This window comes from Streptomyces sp. NPDC047022 (genome assembly GCF_040644155.1).
Classification (GTDB): domain Bacteria; phylum Actinomycetota; class Actinomycetes; order Streptomycetales; family Streptomycetaceae; genus Streptomyces.
Map to the genome: position 1 here is coordinate 1 of NZ_JBEYVV010000040.1, position 18,098 is coordinate 18,098.

The following is an 18,098-nucleotide window of genomic DNA, read 5'->3' on the forward strand; positions in this document are numbered from 1 at the left end:
GGCGAGGTCATCAAGACGGTGCCCGAGTCGAAGATCGTGGAGACCCTCATCGAGGAGGCGATGAAGATCGCCGAACAGATGGAGAAGGACGGCGTGGCCTCCGGCGAGCCGTCCGTCTCGGTCGCGGACTGACCCCGCGCCCACTTCCGCACGAGTCCCGTCACCGTCCCGTCGGTGGCGGGACTTCGTCGTGGGCGGGGACGGGGCCCGCGCGCTCTCGTTCCCCCCGGTCCTGCCACGCCTCCGGGAGCCGCCCGGTGACGGGCTGCTCACCGGATGCCACGGGTCGGCGCCGCAAAGGCACGCCAGGTACAGTGCGGAGATCAGCAGACCCCAGGGTGAGGCTCCCGCATTTGTTGACGCAGACCACCACCAGGGTGCTCGAACCGAGTGACCTGGACGCCGCGCTCGCCGTCCTCGACCGCGAGCCGGTCGTGAACGCCTTCGTGACGTCCCGGGTCCGGGTCGCGGGCCTCGACCCCTGGCGCCTCGGCGGCGAGATGTGGGGCTGGTACGAGGACGGAGCGCTCACCTCGCTGTGCTACGCGGGGGCCAACCTCGTCCCGATCTGTGCGAGTCCTCGCGCGGTTCGGGCGTTCGCCGACCGTGCCCGGCGCGGGGGCCGCCGCTGCTCCTCAATCGTCGGCCCCGCCGAGGCCACCGCTCAGCTGTGGCGGCTGCTGGAGCCGAACTGGGGCCCGGCCCGCGAGGTCCGCGCCCATCAGCCGCTCATGATCACCGACCGCATGCCCGCCGACATAGCCCCGGACCCGTACGTCCGCCGCGTCCGCAAGGACGAGATGGACACGATCATGCCCGCGTGCGTGGCGATGTTCACCGAGGAGGTCGGCGTCTCCCCGATGGCCGGCGACGGCGGGCTGCTCTACCAGGCCCGCGTCGCCGAACTCGTCGGCTCGGGACGCTCCTTCGCCCGCGTCGACCAGGACGGCAAGGTCGTCTTCAAGGCGGAGATCGGGGCGGCGACCTCGCAGGCCTGCCAGATCCAGGGCGTCTGGGTCGCCCCCGAGTACCGCGGCCAGGGCCTCGCCGCCCCCGGCATGGCGGCGGTGCTGCGCTACGCGCTCGCCGACGTGGCCCCGGTCGTCAGCCTGTACGTCAACGACTTCAACATGGCCGCGCGCCGGACGTACCGGAGGGTGGGCTTCCAAGAGGTCGGCGCGTTCATGAGCGTGCTGTTCTAGAAGCACCCGGGCCAGGCGGCACGACCCGCTGTAGGCTCCGGACATGCTGCGTTTTCCCGGTCACGGTCACCGCAACCCCGACGACGTAGTGATCGGCCCTCTGGACCTGCCCGCCCATGTGGACGAGGCGCTCAACGTACAGGCCCTGGCGTTCGGGCTGGGCGTGGACGAGATCGCGGTACGCCGGCAGATCGTGCTCCGGCACATGAACTACCCGGGAGCCTGTGCCTTCGGGGCCACCACGGGCGACGGGCGGCTCGTCGGATTCGTCTACGGCATGCCGAACGACCGTACGCACTGGTGGTCCACCGTCGTCCAGCCGTATCTGCGCCTCCAGGGCAACGACGCCTGGCTGGACGACGCCTTCGTGATCACCGAGCTGCATGTCCACCCGCAGTACCAGAACCGGGGCATCGGCCGCGCGCTCATCACCACCATCACCGACGGCGCCGCGCAGCCGCGCTCCATCCTGTCGGCGATCGACACCGAGAGCCCGGCCCGGGGCCTGTACCGGTCGCTGGGCTACACGGACCTGGCACGACGGGTCCTGTTCCCCAGCGCCCCGAAGCCGTACGCCGTGATGGGCGCCCCGCTGCCGCTGCTGCGATGACGGGTGATAACCGATTACCGCCCGCACAGGCAGCCCGGCTAACCTCCTAGCCAGCACCTCCCCCTGCTCTAGACGCGCTCGAATGGGGGGACCCCCAGCAGCAGGAGTCGAGAAATCATGGCCAACGCACCGGTCCAGCGCATGTCCCAGTTGATGGCGAAGACGCTGCGCGACGACCCGGCGGACGCGGAGGTCCTCAGCCACAAGCTACTGGTCCGCGCCGGGTACGTCCGCCGGACCGCCGCCGGGGTGTGGACCTGGCTGCCGCTCGGCAAGAAGGTCCTCGCCAATGTGGAGCGGATCGTCCGCGAGGAGATGGACGCGATCGGCGCCCAGGAGGTGCTGCTGCCCGCCCTGCTGCCGCGCGAGCCCTATGAGGCGACGGGCCGCTGGGACGAGTACGGCGCCGAGCTGTTCCGCCTCAAGGACCGCAGGGGCGGCGACTATCTGCTCGGCCCGACCCACGAGGAGATCTTCACGCTGCTGGTGAAGGACCAGGCGTCCTCGTACAAGGACCTGCCCGTGATCCTCTACCAGATCCAGACGAAGTTCCGGGACGAGGCCCGGCCCCGCGCGGGCATCCTGCGCGGGCGGGAGTTCCTGATGAAGGACTCGTACTCCTTCGACCTGGACGACGAGGGCCTCGCCCAGTCCTACGCCCTGCACCGCCAGGCCTACCAGCGCGTCTTCGAGCGCCTCGGCCTCGACTACCGGATCTGCGCGGCGACCGCCGGTGCGATGGGCGGCTCCAAGTCCGAGGAGTTCCTCGCCCCGGCCGGTGCCGGCGAGGACACCTTCGCCGACTGCCCGAACTGCGACTTCGCGGCCAACACCGAGGCGATCGCCTACGAGCTGAAGCCCGTCGACGCGTCGGACGTGCCCGCGCTGGAGGAGATCCCGACACCCGACACCCCCACCATCGAGACCCTCGCGGCCTCGCTCGGTGTCCCGGCCTCCGCCACCCTGAAGAACCTGCTGGTCAAGGTGGCCGGCGAGATCGTCGCCGTCGGCGTGCCCGGCGACCGCGAGGTCGACATGGGCAAGGTCGAGGCGCACTTCGCCCCGGCCACCGTGGAGCTGGTCACCGTCGACGACTTCATCAACCGGCCCGACCTGGTCCGCGGCTATGTCGGCCCGCAGGGTCTGGAGAAGGTCCGTTACATCGCCGACCCGCGCGTGGCCCCCGGCACCTCCTGGATCACCGGTGCCAACAAGGAGGGCATGCACGCGAAGAACGTGGTCGCGGGCCGCGACTTCGAGCCCGAGGAGTACGTGGACGTCGTGGTGGTGCAGGAGGGCGACCCCTGTCCCAAGTGCGGCACCGGGCTCAAGCTGGACCGCGCCATCGAGATCGGCCACATCTTCCAGCTCGGCCGCAAGTACGCCGACGCCCTCAAGCTCGACGTCCTCGGCCAGAACGGCAAGCCGGTCCGCGTGACCATGGGCTCCTACGGCATCGGCGTCTCCCGCGCGGTCGCCGCGCTGGCCGAGCAGACGGCCGACGAGCAGGGCCTGTGCTGGCCCGAGGAGGTCGCACCGGCCGATGTGCACGTCGTGGCCGCCGGCAAGGCGCTCCAGACCGAGGTGGCCCTCGACGTCGCCCAGAAGCTGGCCGCCGCGGGTGTGCGCGTCCTGGTGGACGACCGGGCCGGGGTCTCGCCGGGCGTGAAGTTCACGGACGCCGAGCTGATCGGCGTGCCGCAGATCCTGGTGGCGGGCCGCCGCTCCGGCGAGGGCGTCCTGGAGCTGAAGGACCGCAAGACGGGCCGGCGCGAGGAACTGACGGTGGACGAGGCGATCGCCCGCCTCACGGCCTGACGGTCCGCACCGTCCGGCACGCCGACGGCCGCCTGTCCCCCGGGGACCGGCGGCCGTCGGCTTTTCACCGCCTGCCCGTCGGTGCGGCCCGGCTACAGCCAGCTCGCGAACTCCAGCAGCAGTTCCGCGTCCTGTTCCCGGCCCACCCGGTGCGCCCGCACCCCCGACTCGACGGCCCGGAACAGGGTCCATCCACGCAGCCGCTCCTGGTCCAGGTCCAGCGACTCCGCGAGCCGCTTCACCCGGCGTCTGGTGATCGCCGCACCGGAGGGCGTGGCGATCAGGTCCTCCACCCGGTCCCGCACCAGCCGTGCCAGGTCGAAGGCACACTCGCCGACCACGGGGTCCGGGCCCACCGCCAGCCAGGGCATCCGCTCCCCGGCGAGCACCTTGCTCTGCCGGAAGGTGCCGTGCAGCAGCCGTTCGCCGGGCGGTGCGGCCAGCAGCTCCTCGCGGGCCGCGAGGGCCGCCTCGACCAGCGGTGCCACCTCGGGAAGCGCCTGGGCGCCCGCCCGCATCGCCCGTGCCTGCCGCTCCGTCCGCTCCGCCACCGTCTCGAAGCGGTGACCGGCGGGAGGCTCCACCCACAGCCGGCGCAGCGTCCCCGCAGCCTCCAGGAGGGCCTTCGCCTCGGGCAGCGACCGCACGGACATCTCCGGGTGAAGCCGCTCCAGCAACATCACACCCTGCCCGGGATCGGAGTCCAGGAGGCGTACGGCACCGGATCCGCCCCAGTGGGTGAGAGCGGCGCACTCGCCCTCCGGGCGTGCCCTCGGCGGGGCCAGCTTCAGTACGGCGGGCGTGCCGTCCGCCTGCCGCACCAGTACCACCAGACTGCTGCGGCCGCCCGGCGCCTGTACCCGCTCCACGGTCAACTCACGCAGATCCACGGCTTGTCGGGCCAGCCCGGCGAGCTTGTCCAGCCACTCGGCGCCACCGTCCGGCTGCGTCTCGCCGAGTGACCGCACAAGACGCCGCGGCGGTTCGAAAGCCATGCGTGAGGTGTTCCCTTCCAGATGTCCGGATCGGCATCGCGCGTGTACGGCCCGCGCGCACGCCTCAGTTCCGCGGTTCGGCCGACCCGGTGGGGACGGTCGCCGCCCGCTCGGCGAGACCCGGGAAGGCTACGCTCCCGCCGCGCCAGCGCACCGCCCGCACCGCCGCCTCCCGCAGCGCCGCGGCGGCGGAACCCCGCCTGGTGCCCGTGCAGGCCCGTACGAGATCGGAGTACACGTCGGCCACCCGTTCCTCCAGCTCGGCGGCGAGCAGCACGGCGGCTGCGGAGTCCGGGACCGGGAAGGGCAGCGCGTACCCCGGTGCGGCGGAGTCCGGGTTGCCGCCCAGGTCCCGTACCGACCGGGTCAGTTCGTCCCGCCGCGCACGGTGGGCGTCGTAGGCGGCCCGCGCCTCGTTGCGCAGGCTCTGCTGGATCCGCCCGCCGACCACACCGTACCCGTACACCGCGGCGTGCTCGGCACGCAGGGCGGCCTGCAGCGCCATGAGCTCGGCGCTCTCGGCCTTCGGAGCGGTCGCAGCCCTGGACGCCCCTGTCGTCCTCGTCGTCTCCGTCGTCCTTGTCGTTCTCACGTCCCGCCCTCCGTCAGCAGATACCCGTGTGCGGCGCCGGCCGCCGCCACGGAGGCCATCAGCCGTGCGAGTTCGCCCGGCAGGTCCAGCAGCGCCTTGGCCCGCTGGTCGGACAGGGCCCGCTCGGCGGCTGCCAGGCCCGCGAGCGCCGACTTGGGGTCCGCGGGGACGGGAGAGGCACCGGCGGACACACCGGGGGAGACCGACGGCGAGCCGGACGGGGAGGCGGAGGAGGAGGGATGCGATCCAGAGGTGCCGCTGCCGAACGCCTGAGCGTGCTGGACGACTTCCGCGCGCAGCGGCTCCAGACGTGCCGCCAGCGGAGGATGCGCGGCGACCACGGCCGCGTACCGCTCGGCCAGCGCCTCGCTGTCGCGGGCCGCACGCGCGCGTGCCCGGTCCTCGGCGGTGGGGCCGCTGTTCCTCACGGCCGGGTCCGAGCCGCCGGAGCAGCCCGCGAGCAGGGCGGCGCCCGCGGCCGAGGCGAGCACGCTCCTTCTGGGCAGGGGGGAGCGTGGGTGCGGGGGGAACGACACGGCAGACGTCCTCGAAAGGCCAGGTGACGAACGGATGGGCGACTCGCCCGTGATCACCGTACCCGCGCCCCGCTCCGGCACTCGCCACCGGCTCGACCGAACCGCCCAGGAACCCCCGTGCCGCTCAGGCGGACGGCTCAGGTGGACGGCAACACCCTTCGGGACCGGATACCCTTTGACCGGACGCACGACCCATCCCACAACAGCACACGCGGCCGAGGAGTCACCCGGATGAGCACCACCCAGAGCGAGAGGCTGCGAGAGCTGCTGGAACCGCTCGTCACCTCCCAGGGACTCGATCTCGAAGAGGTCGCGGTGGACTCGGTCGGACGCAAGCGCGTGCTGCGCGTCGTCGTGGACTCCGACACGGGTGCCGATCTGGACCAGATCGCCGATGTGAGCCGCGCGCTCTCGGCGACGCTCGACGAGACGGATGCGATGGGCGAGGGCGAGTACACCCTCGAGGTCGGAACCCCGGGCGCGGAGCGCCTCCTCACGGAACACCGGCACTACCTGCGGGCCGCGGGCCGACTGGTGAGGTTCCAGCTTGCCGGGGGCGACGAACTGGTCGCCAGGATCCTGGAGGTCGATGACGAGGGCGTCGACCTGGAGGTGCCGGGCGTCAAGGGCCGCAAGGCCACCGCGCGCAGACTCGGCTTCCCGGACATCGCCAAGGCGCGTGTCCAGGTCGAGTTCGGCCGCAAGGACAACAACGACATGAAGGAAGAGGAGGAGGCGTAGCCATGGACATCGACATGAGTGCCCTGCGGGGCTTGGTGCGGGAAAAGGAGATCTCCTTCGACCTGCTGGTCGAGGCGATCGAGGCGGCCCTCCTCATCGCCTACCACCGCACCGAGGGAAGCCGCCGACACGCGCGCGTGGAGCTCAACCGGGAGACCGGCCATGTGACCGTGTGGGCGAAGGAGGACCCCGAGGACCTGGAGGAGGGGCAGGAACCGCGCGAGTTCGACGACACCCCGTCGGGCTTCGGCCGGATCGCCGCCACCACCGCCAAGCAGGTCATCCTGCAGCGTCTGCGTGACGCCGAGGACGACGCGACGCTCGGCGAGTACGCCGGCCGCGAGGGCGACATCGTCACCGGCGTGGTCCAGCAGGGCCGCGACCCGAAGAACGTGCTCGTGGACATCGGCAAGCTGGAGGCCATCCTGCCGGTGCAGGAGCAGGTGCCGGGTGAGGCGTACGAACACGGAAAGCGGATCCGCTCGTACGTCGTTCGGGTGGCGAAGGGTGTGCGCGGTCCGTCCGTCACTCTTTCGCGCACCCACCCCAATCTGGTGAAGAAACTCTTCGCGCTGGAGGTGCCGGAGATCGCCGACGGCTCCGTCGAGATCGCCGCCATCGCCCGTGAGGCCGGCCACCGTACGAAGATCGCGGTGCGCTCCACCCGATCGGGTCTGAACGCCAAGGGCGCCTGCATCGGCCCGATGGGCGGCCGGGTGCGCAACGTCATGGGCGAGCTCAACGGCGAGAAGATCGACATCGTGGACTGGTCGGACGACCCGGCCGAGATGGTCGCGAACGCGCTCTCCCCGGCCCGGGTCTCCAAGGTGGAGGTGGTGGACCTCGCCGCCCGCTCGGCGCGGGTGACGGTCCCCGACTACCAGCTGTCCCTGGCGATCGGCAAGGAGGGGCAGAACGCCCGTCTCGCCGCCCGGCTGACCGGCTGGCGCATCGACATCCGGCCCGACACCGAGCAGCCCGCGGAGCGGCAGGACTGAGCCGTCCGCCAGTTAGATCACGACAGATTCTTGCGCAGCAAGTGTTCGATTCTTGCCCCAAAGGGGTGAGGTCGGCGCGGGGAGGTAGACTTAGCCGTGTCTGGCTGGACGCATGCCCGCGCATGCCCTGAGCGCACCTGCGTGGGGTGCCGGGAGCGAGCGGCCAAGATCGAACTGCTGCGCATCGTGGCGATCGAGGACGCATGCGTTCCCGATCCTCGCGGTACGCTGCCCGGCCGGGGTGCCTATGTGCACCCCGTGTCGGCCTGTCTCGACCTGGCGGTACGCCGCCGGGCGTTCCCGAGGGCGCTCCGCGTCCCGGGTCCGCTCGACGTAAAGGCGTTGCGTCAGCACGTCGAGCAGACAGAGGGTTGCTGAACAGCAGCATCTTGCTGAGCGGTGCCGGGCAATGCCGGGCAGTGCTGAGCAGGCAACACCGTAAGAAGCGTCGCGCGGAACCCCGTGCGGCCCTGGTACCTCGCGAGTCGGAAGTAGGTCGAGATTGCGATGAGCACTCGATGAGTACGCGATGAGTACGCCCATGAAGTAGCGACGGTCCGGACGCAACCCGGACCTAAAAGGAGCGAAGTGGCTAAGGTCCGGGTATACGAACTCGCCAAGGAGTTCGGTGTAGAGAGCAAGGTCGTCATGGCCAAGCTCCAGGAACTCGGTGAATTCGTCCGTTCGGCGTCCTCGACGATCGAGGCGCCCGTAGTACGCAAGCTGACTGACGCCTTGCAGCAGGGCAGCGGTGGCGCCAAGCCCGCCGCCCGCAAGGCCTCCCCGGCGAAGCCGGCCGCGCCCTCCCCGGCGCAGGCCGCCCGTCCGGCTGCCCCGCGCCCGGCGGCACCCAAGCCTCCGGCCGCCGAGCGGCCCGAGGCTCCCGCCGAGCGTCCCGCGGCGGCTCCCGCCCCGGGTCCGCGTCCGACGCCGGGCCCGAGGCCCGCGCCGCGGCCCGCCCCGGCGTCCCCGGCTCCCGGTGCGCCCGAGTTCACGGCCCCGCCGGCGCCTCCGGCCGCCGAGCGTCCCGCGGCCCCGCGCCCGGGTGCCCGTCCCGGTGGCGGTGCCCCGAAGCCCGGTGGCGGCCGTCCGGCCGCGCCCGGCCAGGGCGACGCCCGTCCCGGTGGCGGTGCCGCGCGTCCCGGCGCCCCTCGTCCCGCGGCTTCCGGCGGTCAGCGTCCGGGTGGCCGTCAGGCGGGTCCCCGCCCGGGTAACAACCCCTTCACCTCTGGTGGCTCCACCGGCATGGCGCGCCCGCAGGCGCCCCGTCCGGGTGGTGCCCCGCGTCCCGGCGGCCCCGGTGCCCCCGGCGCTCCGCGTCCGCAGGGTGCGGGCCAGGGCGGTCCCGGCGGTCCCCGTCCGCAGGGTGGTCCCGGCGGTCCCCGTCCGCAGGCTCCCGGCGGCGCCCGGCCGACCCCGGGCGGCATGCCCCGCCCGCAGGGCGGCCCGCGTCCCGGCGGCGGCCCCGCCGGTCCGCGTCCGAACCCCGGCATGATGCCGCAGCGTCCGGCTGCCGGCCCGCGTCCCGGCGGTGGCCCCGGCGGCGGCCGTGGTCCGGCCGGTGCCGGTCGTCCCGGCGGCGGCGGCGGTCGTCCCGGTGGCGGCGGCTTCGCCGGTCGTCCCGGTGGCGGCGGCGGTCGCCCGGGTGGCGGCGGCGGTTTCGCCGGTCGTCCCGGTGGCGGCGGTCCCGGTGGTGCCGGTGGCGGTGGCGGCTTCGGCGGTGGCGGCGGTGGCCGTCCCGGCTTCGGCGGACGTCCCGGTGGTCCGGGCGGCCGTGGTGGCACGCAGGGCGCGTTCGGCCGTCCCGGCGGTCCCGCGCGTCGTGGCCGCAAGTCGAAGCGGCAGCGCCGTCAGGAGTACGAGGCCATGCAGGCCCCGTCGGTCGGCGGTGTGATGCTGCCTCGCGGCAACGGCGAGAGCATTCGCCTGTCGCGCGGTGCGTCGCTCACCGACTTCGCGGAGAAGATCAACGCCAACCCGGCGTCCCTCGTCGCGGTCATGATGAACCTCGGCGAGATGGTCACGGCCACGCAGTCCGTCTCCGACGAGACGCTGCTGCTCCTCGCCGGCGAGATGAACTACACGATTCAGATCGTCAGCCCCGAGGAGGAGGACCGCGAGCTTCTCGAGTCCTTCGACCTGGAGTTCGGTGAGGACGAGGGCTCCGAGGAGGACCTGGTCGTCCGTCCGCCGGTCGTGACCGTCATGGGTCACGTCGACCACGGTAAGACCCGGCTGCTGGACGCCATCCGCAAGACGAACGTCATCGCGGGCGAGGCCGGTGGCATCACCCAGCACATCGGTGCCTACCAGGTCGCGACCGAGGTCAACGGCGACGACCGGAAGATCACCTTCATCGACACCCCGGGTCACGAGGCGTTCACCGCCATGCGTGCCCGTGGTGCGAAGTCGACCGACATCGCGATCCTCGTGGTGGCGGCCAACGACGGTGTGATGCCCCAGACGGTCGAGGCCCTGAACCACGCCAAGGCGGCCGACGTGCCGATCGTGGTCGCGGTCAACAAGATCGACGTCGAGGGCGCGGACCCGACCAAGGTGCGCGGTCAGCTGACCGAGTACGGCCTGGTGGCCGAGGAGTACGGCGGCGACACGATGTTCGTCGACATCTCCGCCAAGCAGGGTCTGCACATCGACAGCCTCCTCGAGGCGGTCGTCCTGACGGCCGACGCGGCGCTGGACCTTCGGGCCAACCCGGACCAGGACGCGCAGGGCATCTCGATCGAGTCCCGTCTCGACCGCGGCCGTGGTGCCGTGGCGACGGTCCTCGTGCAGCGAGGCACGCTGCGGGTCGGCGACACGATGGTGGTCGGCGACGCCCACGGCCGTGTCCGCGCGATGCTCGACGACAACGGCAACAACGTGGCCGAGGCCGGCCCGTCGACGCCGGTCCAGGTCCTGGGTCTGACCAACGTCCCGGGCGCCGGCGACAACTTCATCGTGGTCGAGGAGGACCGTACGGCCCGCCAGATCGCGGAGAAGCGTGCCGCCCGCGAGCGGAACGCCGCGTTCGCCAAGCGCACGCGCCGTGTGTCCCTCGAGGACTTGGACAAGGTGCTGAAGGCCGGCGAGGTCCAGCAGCTGAACCTGATCATCAAGGGTGACGCTTCTGGTTCGGTCGAGGCTCTCGAGTCCTCCCTGCTCCAGCTGGACGTCGGCGAAGAGGTCGACATCCGCGTCCTGCACCGCGGCGTCGGTGCGGTCACGGAGTCGGACATCGACCTGGCGATGGGCTCCGACGCCATCGTGATCGGCTTCAACGTCCGCGCGGCCGGCCGCGCGGCGCAGATGGCCGAGCGCGAGGGCGTGGACGTCCGGTACTACTCGGTCATCTACCAGGCGATCGAGGAGATCGAGGCGGCCCTGAAGGGCATGCTGAAGCCGGAGTTCGAGGAGGTCGAGCTCGGTACGGCGGAGATCCGCGAGGTCTTCAAGTCGTCCAAGCTGGGCAACATCGCCGGTGTCCTCATCCGCTCCGGCGAGGTCAAGCGGAACACCAAGGCCCGCCTCATCCGCGACGGCAAGGTGGTCGCGGAGAACCTCAACATCGATGGCCTGCGTCGCTTCAAGGACGACGTCACCGAGATCCGCGAAGGGTTCGAGGGCGGTATCAACCTCGGCAACTTCAACGACATCAAGGTGGACGACGTCATCGCGACGTACGAGATGCGCGAGAAGCCGCGCGCATAGCGGCGGCTTCTGGCCGGCCGGCGGGGACCTCGTCCCCGTCGGCCGCCCGCTGCCGTGCCGGGGGCTGCCGCCCCCGGACCCCACTCCGGCCTGAACGGCCTCGTTCTCAAGCTCCCCCAAGCTCTTCGAGCAGGGGGGACCCCCAGACGGGCTGGTTGACGCCGCCAGGCGAAAACCAGCCCCTCCGGCGTTTGAGGACCGGGGTCCCGTGCGGAGCCCCGTAAGGGGCGCAGGGGACGCGGCCCCCCGCCCGGGTCCAGGGGCAGTGCCCCCTGGACGGGGGCGAAGGGGCAGCGCCCCTTCAGCACGGGACGGGTAAGGACGGCGGGGGCGAAAACAATCCCGTCGAGCCGCCCCGGCGTTCGTTGTACGGTTTTCGTGTCCCTGCCCATACCGACGGCGGGGCCACCGATCCCGTACCGGCGGGTCATCCGGAACATACATGTACGTGGGGACTCTGTCCTTCGACCTCCTCCTCGGCGACGTACGGTCGCTGAAGGAGAAGCGCTCCGTCGTCCGCCCGATCGTCGCCGAGCTCCAGCGGAAGTACGCGGTGAGCGCGGCCGAGGTGGACCATATGGACCTCCATCGACGGGCCCTCATCGGCCTCGCGGTGGTTTCCGGTGACGCGGGGCACGTGACCGATGTGCTGGACCGGTGCGAGCGGCTTGTGGCCGGGCGCCCCGAGGTGGAGCTGCTGTCCGTCAGACGGCGTTTCCACGGCGACGACGACTGACACTTGAAGCTCGAAGAACGAAGACAGGAAAGAACGGGAGACGGACCAGTGGCCGACAACGCGCGGGCGAAGAGGCTGGCGGACCTCATCCGAGAGGTGGTGGCCCAGAAGCTGCAGCGCGGGATCAAGGACCCGCGGCTCGGCACGCACGTCACCATCACGGACACCCGGGTGACGGGTGATCTGCGGGAGGCGACCGTCTTCTACACGGTGTACGGGGACGACGAGGAGCGGAAGGCCGCAGCCGCGGGCCTGGAGAGCGCCAAGGGCATCCTGCGCTCCGAGGTCGGGCGGGCCGCCGGTGTGAAGTTCACGCCGACCCTCACCTTCGTCGCGGACGCCCTCCCGGACACCGCGAGGACCATCGAGGACCTCCTCGACAAGGCGCGTGCCTCCGACGAGAAGGTGCGCGAGACGGCGACGGGCGCCGCGTACGCCGGTGAAGCGGACCCGTACAAGAAGCCCGGCTCCACCGACGAGACGGACGACAGCGCCGAATGACCCAGCAGCACACCACGCCCGACGGCCTTGTCATCGTCGACAAGCCGTCGGGCTTCACTTCGCACGACGTCGTGGCCAAGATGCGCGGGATCGCGCGGACACGACGGGTCGGACACGCGGGGACGCTGGACCCGATGGCGACCGGGGTCCTCGTTCTCGGCGTGGAGAAGGCCACCAAGCTCCTCGGGCATCTCGCCCTGACGGAGAAGGAGTACCTCGGGACCATCCGGCTCGGGCAGAACACGGTCACCGACGACGCCGAGGGGGACATCACCTCCTCCACCGACGCCTCCAAGGTCACGCGCGACGCCATCGACGCCGGGATCGCCAAGCTCAGCGGTGACATCCTCCAGGTGCCGTCCAAGGTCAGCGCCATCAAGATCAACGGTGTGCGGTCCTACAAGCGGGCGCGGGAGGGCGAGGAGTTCGACATCCCGGCCCGGCCGGTGACCGTCTCCTCGTTCGCGGTGTACGACGTCCGGGACGCCGTCGCCGAGGACGGCACCCCCGTGCTCGACCTGGTGGTCTCCGTCGTCTGCTCCTCCGGCACCTACATCCGGGCCCTGGCCCGCGACCTGGGAGCGGACCTGGGCGTCGGCGGTCACCTCACGGCGCTGCGGCGCACCCGCGTGGGCCCGTACAAGCTCGAGTCCGCCCGCACCCTGGACCAGCTCCAGGAGAACCTGACCGTGATGCCCGTCGCCGAGGCCGCCGCGGCGGCCTTCCCGCGCTGGGACGTCGACGCCAAGCGGGGCCGCCTGCTCATCAACGGCGTACGTCTGGAGATGCCGGACGAGTACGCGGGCGCCGGCCCGGTGGCCGTCTTCGACCCCGAGGGCCGGTTCCTGGCGCTGACGGAGGAGCACAAGGGCAAGGCGAAGAGCCTGGCCGTCTTCGGCTGAGTTCTGCCCGTGGAGCGGCGGACACGGTGTCCGGGCCCGCCGCTCCACGGTCCCCCTCGGTTCCCCCTCACAGAGGTGTATCCATCCCCTCTCGTCCACTCACTCCATCGGGCAGGCGCTCGGAGTGAACCGAGGGAGTGGAAGGGGGCGCGTTCGCCGTGGGACCCCGTTGTGCCGATCTTCGTCGCCTTGCCGTCGAATCCAGGGGCGGCGAACCGATGTCCCTACGTGCCGCCCGTCACAGCCGCCCATGCCGATGCGGGACGAGGGCATCGGGCATGGCACCCTTAGACCTGCGTAACGAGGCAGACACGGACACGGGTTCGACGAGGAGCGGTCACAGTGCAGCGCTGGCGTGGCTTGGAGGACATTCCCCAGGACTGGGGGCGCAGCGTCGTCACCATCGGGTCGTACGACGGAGTCCACCGCGGACACCAGCTGATCATCCGGCATGCGGTCGACCGCGCCCGTGAGCTGGGCGTTCCCGCGGTCGTCGTCACCTTCGACCCGCACCCCAGCGAGGTCGTGCGCCCCGGCAGCCACCCACCGCTGCTCGCCGCGCACCACCGCCGTGCCGAACTGATGGCCGACCTGGGTGTGGACGCGGTGCTCATCCTCCCGTTCACCACCGAGTTCTCGCGGCTCTCGCCCGCCGACTTCGTGGTCAAGGTCCTGGTGGACAAGCTGCACGCGAGGGCCGTGGTCGAGGGCCCCAACTTCCGGTTCGGCCACAAGGCCACCGGGAACGTGGAGTTCCTGGTCGAGCAGGGCAAGACCTACGACTACGAGGTAGAGGTCGTGGACCTCTATGTGCGGGGCGAGGCGGGCGGCGGCGAACCGTTCTCCTCCACCCTGACCCGGCGCCTGATCGCCGAGGGCGATGTCGAGGGCGCGCGCGAGATCCTCGGGCGTCCGCACCGGGTGGAGGGCATCGTGGTGCGCGGTGCCCAGCGTGGCCGCGACCTCGGCTTCCCGACGGCCAACGTCGAGACTCTCCCGCACACCGCGATCCCGGCGGACGGCGTCTACGCCGGCTGGCTGCACGTGGACGGCGAGGCGATGCCGGCGGCGATCTCCGTCGGCACCAACCCGCAGTTCGACGGCACCGAGCGGACCGTGGAGGCGTACGCCATCGACCGTGTGGGGCTCGATCTGTACGGGCTGCACGTCGCCGTGGACTTCCTGGCGTTCGTCCGGGGACAGGCGCGGTTCGAGACGCTGGAAGCGCTGCTGGACCAGATGGCGGAGGACGTGAAGCGCTGCAGGGCGCTCGTCGCGGAGTACGACGCGGACTGAGGCCGGGACGGCCGAGGACGGACGAAGAAGACGGGGGGCGGCCCGCGCCATCAGGCGCGGGCCGCCCCCCGTCTTGCGTGCCGTCACTGATGCTTTCCGGCGCGCCCGGGCCGCTACTGCTGCCGCGGCGGAGGCGGGGTGTCCCCAGGGTGCCCCGGCTGCGGCTGCGGCTGCGGCTGGGCAACGGGCTGCGGGTACGGCGGCTGTCCAGGCTGCGGGTACCCCTGGACGGCCCCCGGCGGCGGAACCTGCCCGGGGACGGGCGGCTGCCCGGGCACCGGCTGGCCGGGAGCGTACTGACCAGGGATCGGCCGGCCGGGGACTGCCTGCCCCGGAGGGTACTGCCCCGGGAGGGGCTGTCCGGGCACCGGCTGTCCCGGTGCGTGCTGACCCGGGACAGGCTGCCCGGGTACTGCCTGACCGGGGGCGTACTGCCCCGGCATCGGCTGGCCGGGGGTGTACTGGCCCGGAACGGCCTGCCCGGGTGCCTGCTGTCCCGGCGCCGGCTGCCCGTGGGCGTACTGACCGGGAATCGGCTGCCCGGGCCCCTGCTGGCCCGGTACCGCCCCGGGTGCCTGCTGGCCCGGGATGGCCTGACCGGGAACGGGCTGACCGGGGAACTGGCCCTGGAACTGTCCCGGACCGGGCTGCCCGGGAATCTGCTGGCCCGGGAACTGGCCCGGCAGCGGCGGGGCGGCCACCGGAGGCGGGTTGCCGTCCGACGTCCACAACCCGTGCGACTGCTGATGGCGTGCGATGTCCTCGGCCACCATCGCGGCCAGCGTGAAGTACGCCTCGCGCACCTTCGGCCGCATCATGTCGAGGTCGACCTCCGCACCCGCCGACAGGTGTTCGTCGAACGGTACGACCACCACGCCGCGGCATCGCGTCTCGAAGTGGGAGACGATGTCCTCCACCTTGATCATCTTGCCGGTCTCGCGGACCCCGGAGATGACCGTGATGGACCGGGCGACCAAGTCCGCGTATCCGTGCGCCGACAGCCAGTCCAGCGTCGTGCTCGCACTGCTCGCGCCGTCGACCGACGGGGTCGAGATGATGATCAGCTGATCGGCGAGGTCCAGCACACCGCGCATCGCGCTGTACAGCAGACCCGTACCCGAGTCGGTCAGGATGATCGGGTACTGCTTGCCGAGCACGTCGATGGCGCGCCGGTAGTCCTCGTCGTTGAACGTCGTGGAGACGGCCGGGTCGACGTCGTTGGCGATGATCTCCAGGCCGGAGGGCGCCTGCGACGTGAACCGCCTGATGTCCATGTACGAGTTGAGGTACGGGATCGCCTGGACCAGGTCGCGGATGGTCGCTCCGGTCTCGCGCCGCACCCGGCGGCCGAGCGTACCCGCGTCCGGGTTGGCGTCGATTGCGAGGATCTTGTCCTGCCGCTCGGTGGCGAGCGTCGCGCCGAGCGCGGTGGTCGTGGTCGTCTTGCCGACACCGCCCTTGAGGCTGATGACGGCGATCCGGTAGCACGACAGGACCGGGGTGCGGATCAGGTTCAGCTTCCGCTGGCGCTCGGCCTCTTCCTTCTTGCCGCCGAGCTTGAACAGGCCACCGCCACCGGCCGGGCGACTGCTCTTCGCCTTCTGCCTCTTGTTGTTGAGCAACCGGTCGGAGGACAGCTCCACCGCCGCGGTGTACCCCAGGGGCGCGGCACCGGGGTTGACCGGCTGACGCTGGTCGTGCCGCACGGGCTGCGGCCAGGAGGTGCCCATGCGCGGGTCGACGGGCGGCTGCGGCCGCGCGGACTCCGGAGGGAAGCCGTAACCGCCCGGCTGGGCAGGGGGAGTGGGGACGCCGGGGTGCGGGAATCCGTAGCCGGGCTGCGGTGCGGCGGGGCCGTCCGGAGCGGGGACCTGGGCGCTCGGGGCCGGACCCGGTTCCGGGGTGTGCTGCTGGGGGAATCCGTACGCGCTGGGCGGCTGCACCGGCGCGGTCGACGGCGGCGGGAATCCGTAACCGGCACGCTGCGCGGGGACTTCGGGCGCCGGGGGCGTGGGTACGGCGGGTCGCTGGTCGACGGGCGTGCCCGGGGCGCCCTGGGCCCAGGCGGCGGGCACCGGCTGTGGTGCCTGCGGCGGGAACGGCTGCACCGGGGCGTCGGCGGGCGCCGGTACGGGCGGCACCGCGTCAGCGGGCTCGGGTACGGACGGCACCGCGTCGGCGGGCTCGGGCATCGCCGGCGGCTGGGCGGCAGGAGCGGCTGCGGCGGGCTGGTAGGCGGCCGGCAGCGGCGGGACCGTGCTCTGGGGCACCGGCGGCGGGGTCCAGCCCTGTGGAGCCTGCTCAGGCGCGGGAACCCCGGGCGCGGCGAACGGCGCCACGACGAGATCGGCGTCCCCGGTGACCACAGGGGGCACGGCATCGGCGGGTACGGCGTCGGCAGGCGCGGCATCGGCGGGTACGGCGTCCTGCGGCGCGGTGCCGCCTCCGACCTCGTCCTCGCCGTCCGGTCCAGGCGCTCCAGCCGATTCCGCGGCGGGGGCGGGGGAGTCCGAAGCGCCGAGGGCATCGGCATCGGACGAGGCCGGGACGTCGGCCGGGGCCGTCGGTGCGGAGTCCTCGCCCGTCGCCTCGTCGGTGGAACCGGGCGCCTCGGCGTCGTTGTCGGCGGCTGCCGGCTCCTGTGCCTGTTCCAGTTCCTGTCCGCTCGCGTCGCCCCGATGCGTCCCCGTCTCCGAGCCGCCGTTCACCGGGACCTCGCCCGGAATCGACGCTGCGGCGGCCGTCGCGGGCGCGTTCAGCTCGAAGTCGCCGTCGTCCCCGTCGGCTTCGCCGTCGGCCGCGGCGGTGGCCGTACCCGCCTCGATGTCCTTGCCGGCCGTCTCCGTGGCTGCGATCTTCGCGAACTCACGCTTGAGCGCGGCCGGTGAGAACCTCATGGTGGCCCCGCTGTCCACGTCCCCGTTCATGGGCTCGGAAGGCGGGGAAGGCACGGAAGACGAGGAAGCGGAGGACGGCGACGCGGCGACCGACGGTGTCCACGCGGGAAAGCCGCTGTCGGGCGCCGGAGGCACTGGCGGAACCTGAGCGGCAGGAGCGGGCGGCTGAGGCGCGGGCTCCGGTGACGGGTTCGCGGACGGCTCCGGTGACGCATCCGACGGCGTCCCCGACGCGTTCTGCGTGTACCAGGCGGGTGGCGCGTAGTCGATGGTGAACTCGCCCGTCACCTCGATGGCGGACTCGGCGTCGGACTGGTCATCGTCGGGTGAAGCCCAGCCCCCGCGGAACCCGCTCCGATCGCTGTTCACAATTCCTCCTGGTGTGGTTGAGCACCCTCGTGTCGTGCTGAGGCGATCGCTCTCGCGGTACCCATGCGCCGAATTCCGTCCGGCGCCGTCCGATTCCACCCGGCGATCCCCCTGGGGCGCCGACGGCCCGCCACAGGTTCTGGTGGGGCGCCCGGTACCAGCCTAGTCACCGCGAGCACTCCCTCGGCAGGCCCGCC

At 72.0% G+C, this 18,098-nt stretch carries 15 protein-coding genes and 1 pseudogene; 12 read left to right on the plus strand and 4 right to left on the minus strand.

The genetic code is table 11. The features are described 5' to 3' along the window. The 4 genes and pseudogenes from ABZ845_RS28295 to ABZ845_RS28310 form a co-directional block, all read left to right on the plus strand. Positions 1–132: pseudogene (locus tag ABZ845_RS28295) on the plus strand (4-hydroxy-3-methylbut-2-en-1-yl diphosphate synthase); the annotation flags it as partial. Between the two features lie 221 nt (positions 133–353). Beyond that, positions 354–1,202, plus strand: coding sequence for a GNAT family N-acetyltransferase (locus tag ABZ845_RS28300; protein WP_360985007.1), 849 nt, complete (start codon positions 354–356; stop codon positions 1,200–1,202). Between the two features lie 43 nt (positions 1,203–1,245). Next, positions 1,246–1,812, plus strand: coding sequence for a GNAT family N-acetyltransferase (locus ABZ845_RS28305; RefSeq protein WP_360985010.1), 567 nt, complete (start codon positions 1,246–1,248; stop codon positions 1,810–1,812). Positions 1,813–1,929: 117 nt separating this feature from the next. Beyond that, on the plus strand, positions 1,930–3,630 hold the full coding sequence (locus ABZ845_RS28310; RefSeq protein WP_360985013.1) for a proline--tRNA ligase: 1,701 nt from the start codon (positions 1,930–1,932) through the stop codon (positions 3,628–3,630). A gap of 92 nt (positions 3,631–3,722) precedes the next feature. Here ABZ845_RS28310 and ABZ845_RS28315 read toward each other — a convergent pair whose 3' ends face one another. The 3 genes from ABZ845_RS28315 to ABZ845_RS28325 form a co-directional block, all read right to left on the minus strand. Next, on the minus strand, positions 3,723–4,625 hold the full coding sequence (locus ABZ845_RS28315; RefSeq protein WP_360985016.1) for an aminoglycoside phosphotransferase family protein: 903 nt from the start codon (positions 4,623–4,625) through the stop codon (positions 3,723–3,725). Between the two features lie 64 nt (positions 4,626–4,689). Beyond that, a complete protein-coding gene (locus ABZ845_RS28320) occupies positions 4,690–5,130 on the minus strand; it encodes a ferritin-like domain-containing protein (RefSeq protein WP_360985121.1) in 441 nt (146 codons plus the stop codon). Positions 5,131–5,213: 83 nt separating this feature from the next. Next, on the minus strand, positions 5,214–5,708 hold the full coding sequence (locus tag ABZ845_RS28325; protein WP_360985019.1) for a hypothetical protein: 495 nt from the start codon (positions 5,706–5,708) through the stop codon (positions 5,214–5,216). Positions 5,709–5,984: 276 nt separating this feature from the next. Between ABZ845_RS28325 and rimP the strand changes: the two genes are divergently transcribed. The 8 genes from rimP to ABZ845_RS28365 all read left to right on the plus strand — a co-directional run bounded on the left by rimP (position 5,985) and on the right by ABZ845_RS28365 (position 14,635). Beyond that, the gene (gene rimP / locus ABZ845_RS28330; RefSeq protein ID WP_360985022.1) at positions 5,985–6,494 is read left to right on the plus strand and encodes a ribosome maturation factor RimP; all 510 of its coding nucleotides are present in this window, start codon (positions 5,985–5,987) and stop codon (positions 6,492–6,494) included. A gap of 2 nt (positions 6,495–6,496) precedes the next feature. Then, positions 6,497–7,492: a transcription termination factor NusA gene (gene nusA, locus ABZ845_RS28335; RefSeq protein WP_360985025.1), complete on the plus strand. Its 996-nt coding sequence runs from the start codon at positions 6,497–6,499 to the stop codon at positions 7,490–7,492. Positions 7,493–7,588: 96 nt separating this feature from the next. Then, positions 7,589–7,870 carry a YlxR family protein gene (locus ABZ845_RS28340; RefSeq protein ID WP_360985028.1) on the plus strand — a complete coding sequence of 94 codons (282 nt, stop codon included), beginning with the start codon at positions 7,589–7,591 and terminating at the stop codon, positions 7,868–7,870. Between the two features lie 210 nt (positions 7,871–8,080). Next, entirely contained in the window at positions 8,081–11,200 is a 3,120-nt protein-coding gene (gene infB / locus ABZ845_RS28345; protein ID WP_360985031.1) for a translation initiation factor IF-2, read from the plus strand. Positions 11,201–11,642: 442 nt separating this feature from the next. Beyond that, positions 11,643–11,936 carry a DUF503 domain-containing protein gene (locus ABZ845_RS28350; RefSeq protein WP_360985034.1) on the plus strand — a complete coding sequence of 98 codons (294 nt, stop codon included), beginning with the start codon at positions 11,643–11,645 and terminating at the stop codon, positions 11,934–11,936. A 48-nt stretch (positions 11,937–11,984) separates the two neighbouring features. Then, entirely contained in the window at positions 11,985–12,437 is a 453-nt protein-coding gene (rbfA, locus tag ABZ845_RS28355; protein WP_360985037.1) for a 30S ribosome-binding factor RbfA, read from the plus strand. Further along, positions 12,434–13,339, plus strand: coding sequence for a tRNA pseudouridine(55) synthase TruB (gene truB / locus ABZ845_RS28360; protein ID WP_360985040.1), 906 nt, complete (start codon positions 12,434–12,436; stop codon positions 13,337–13,339). Before rbfA ends, truB begins: the two co-directional genes overlap by 4 nt. A gap of 342 nt (positions 13,340–13,681) precedes the next feature. Then, a complete protein-coding gene (locus ABZ845_RS28365; RefSeq protein WP_360985043.1) occupies positions 13,682–14,635 on the plus strand; it encodes a bifunctional riboflavin kinase/FAD synthetase in 954 nt (317 codons plus the stop codon). A gap of 113 nt (positions 14,636–14,748) precedes the next feature. On the opposite strand, the gene ABZ845_RS28370 is transcribed toward ABZ845_RS28365, so the two are convergent. Then, positions 14,749–17,901 (minus strand): SCO5717 family growth-regulating ATPase, encoded by a 3,153-nt coding sequence (locus ABZ845_RS28370; protein ID WP_360985046.1) that lies wholly within the window; start codon positions 17,899–17,901, stop codon positions 14,749–14,751. Between the last annotated feature and the right edge of the window lie 197 nt (positions 17,902–18,098).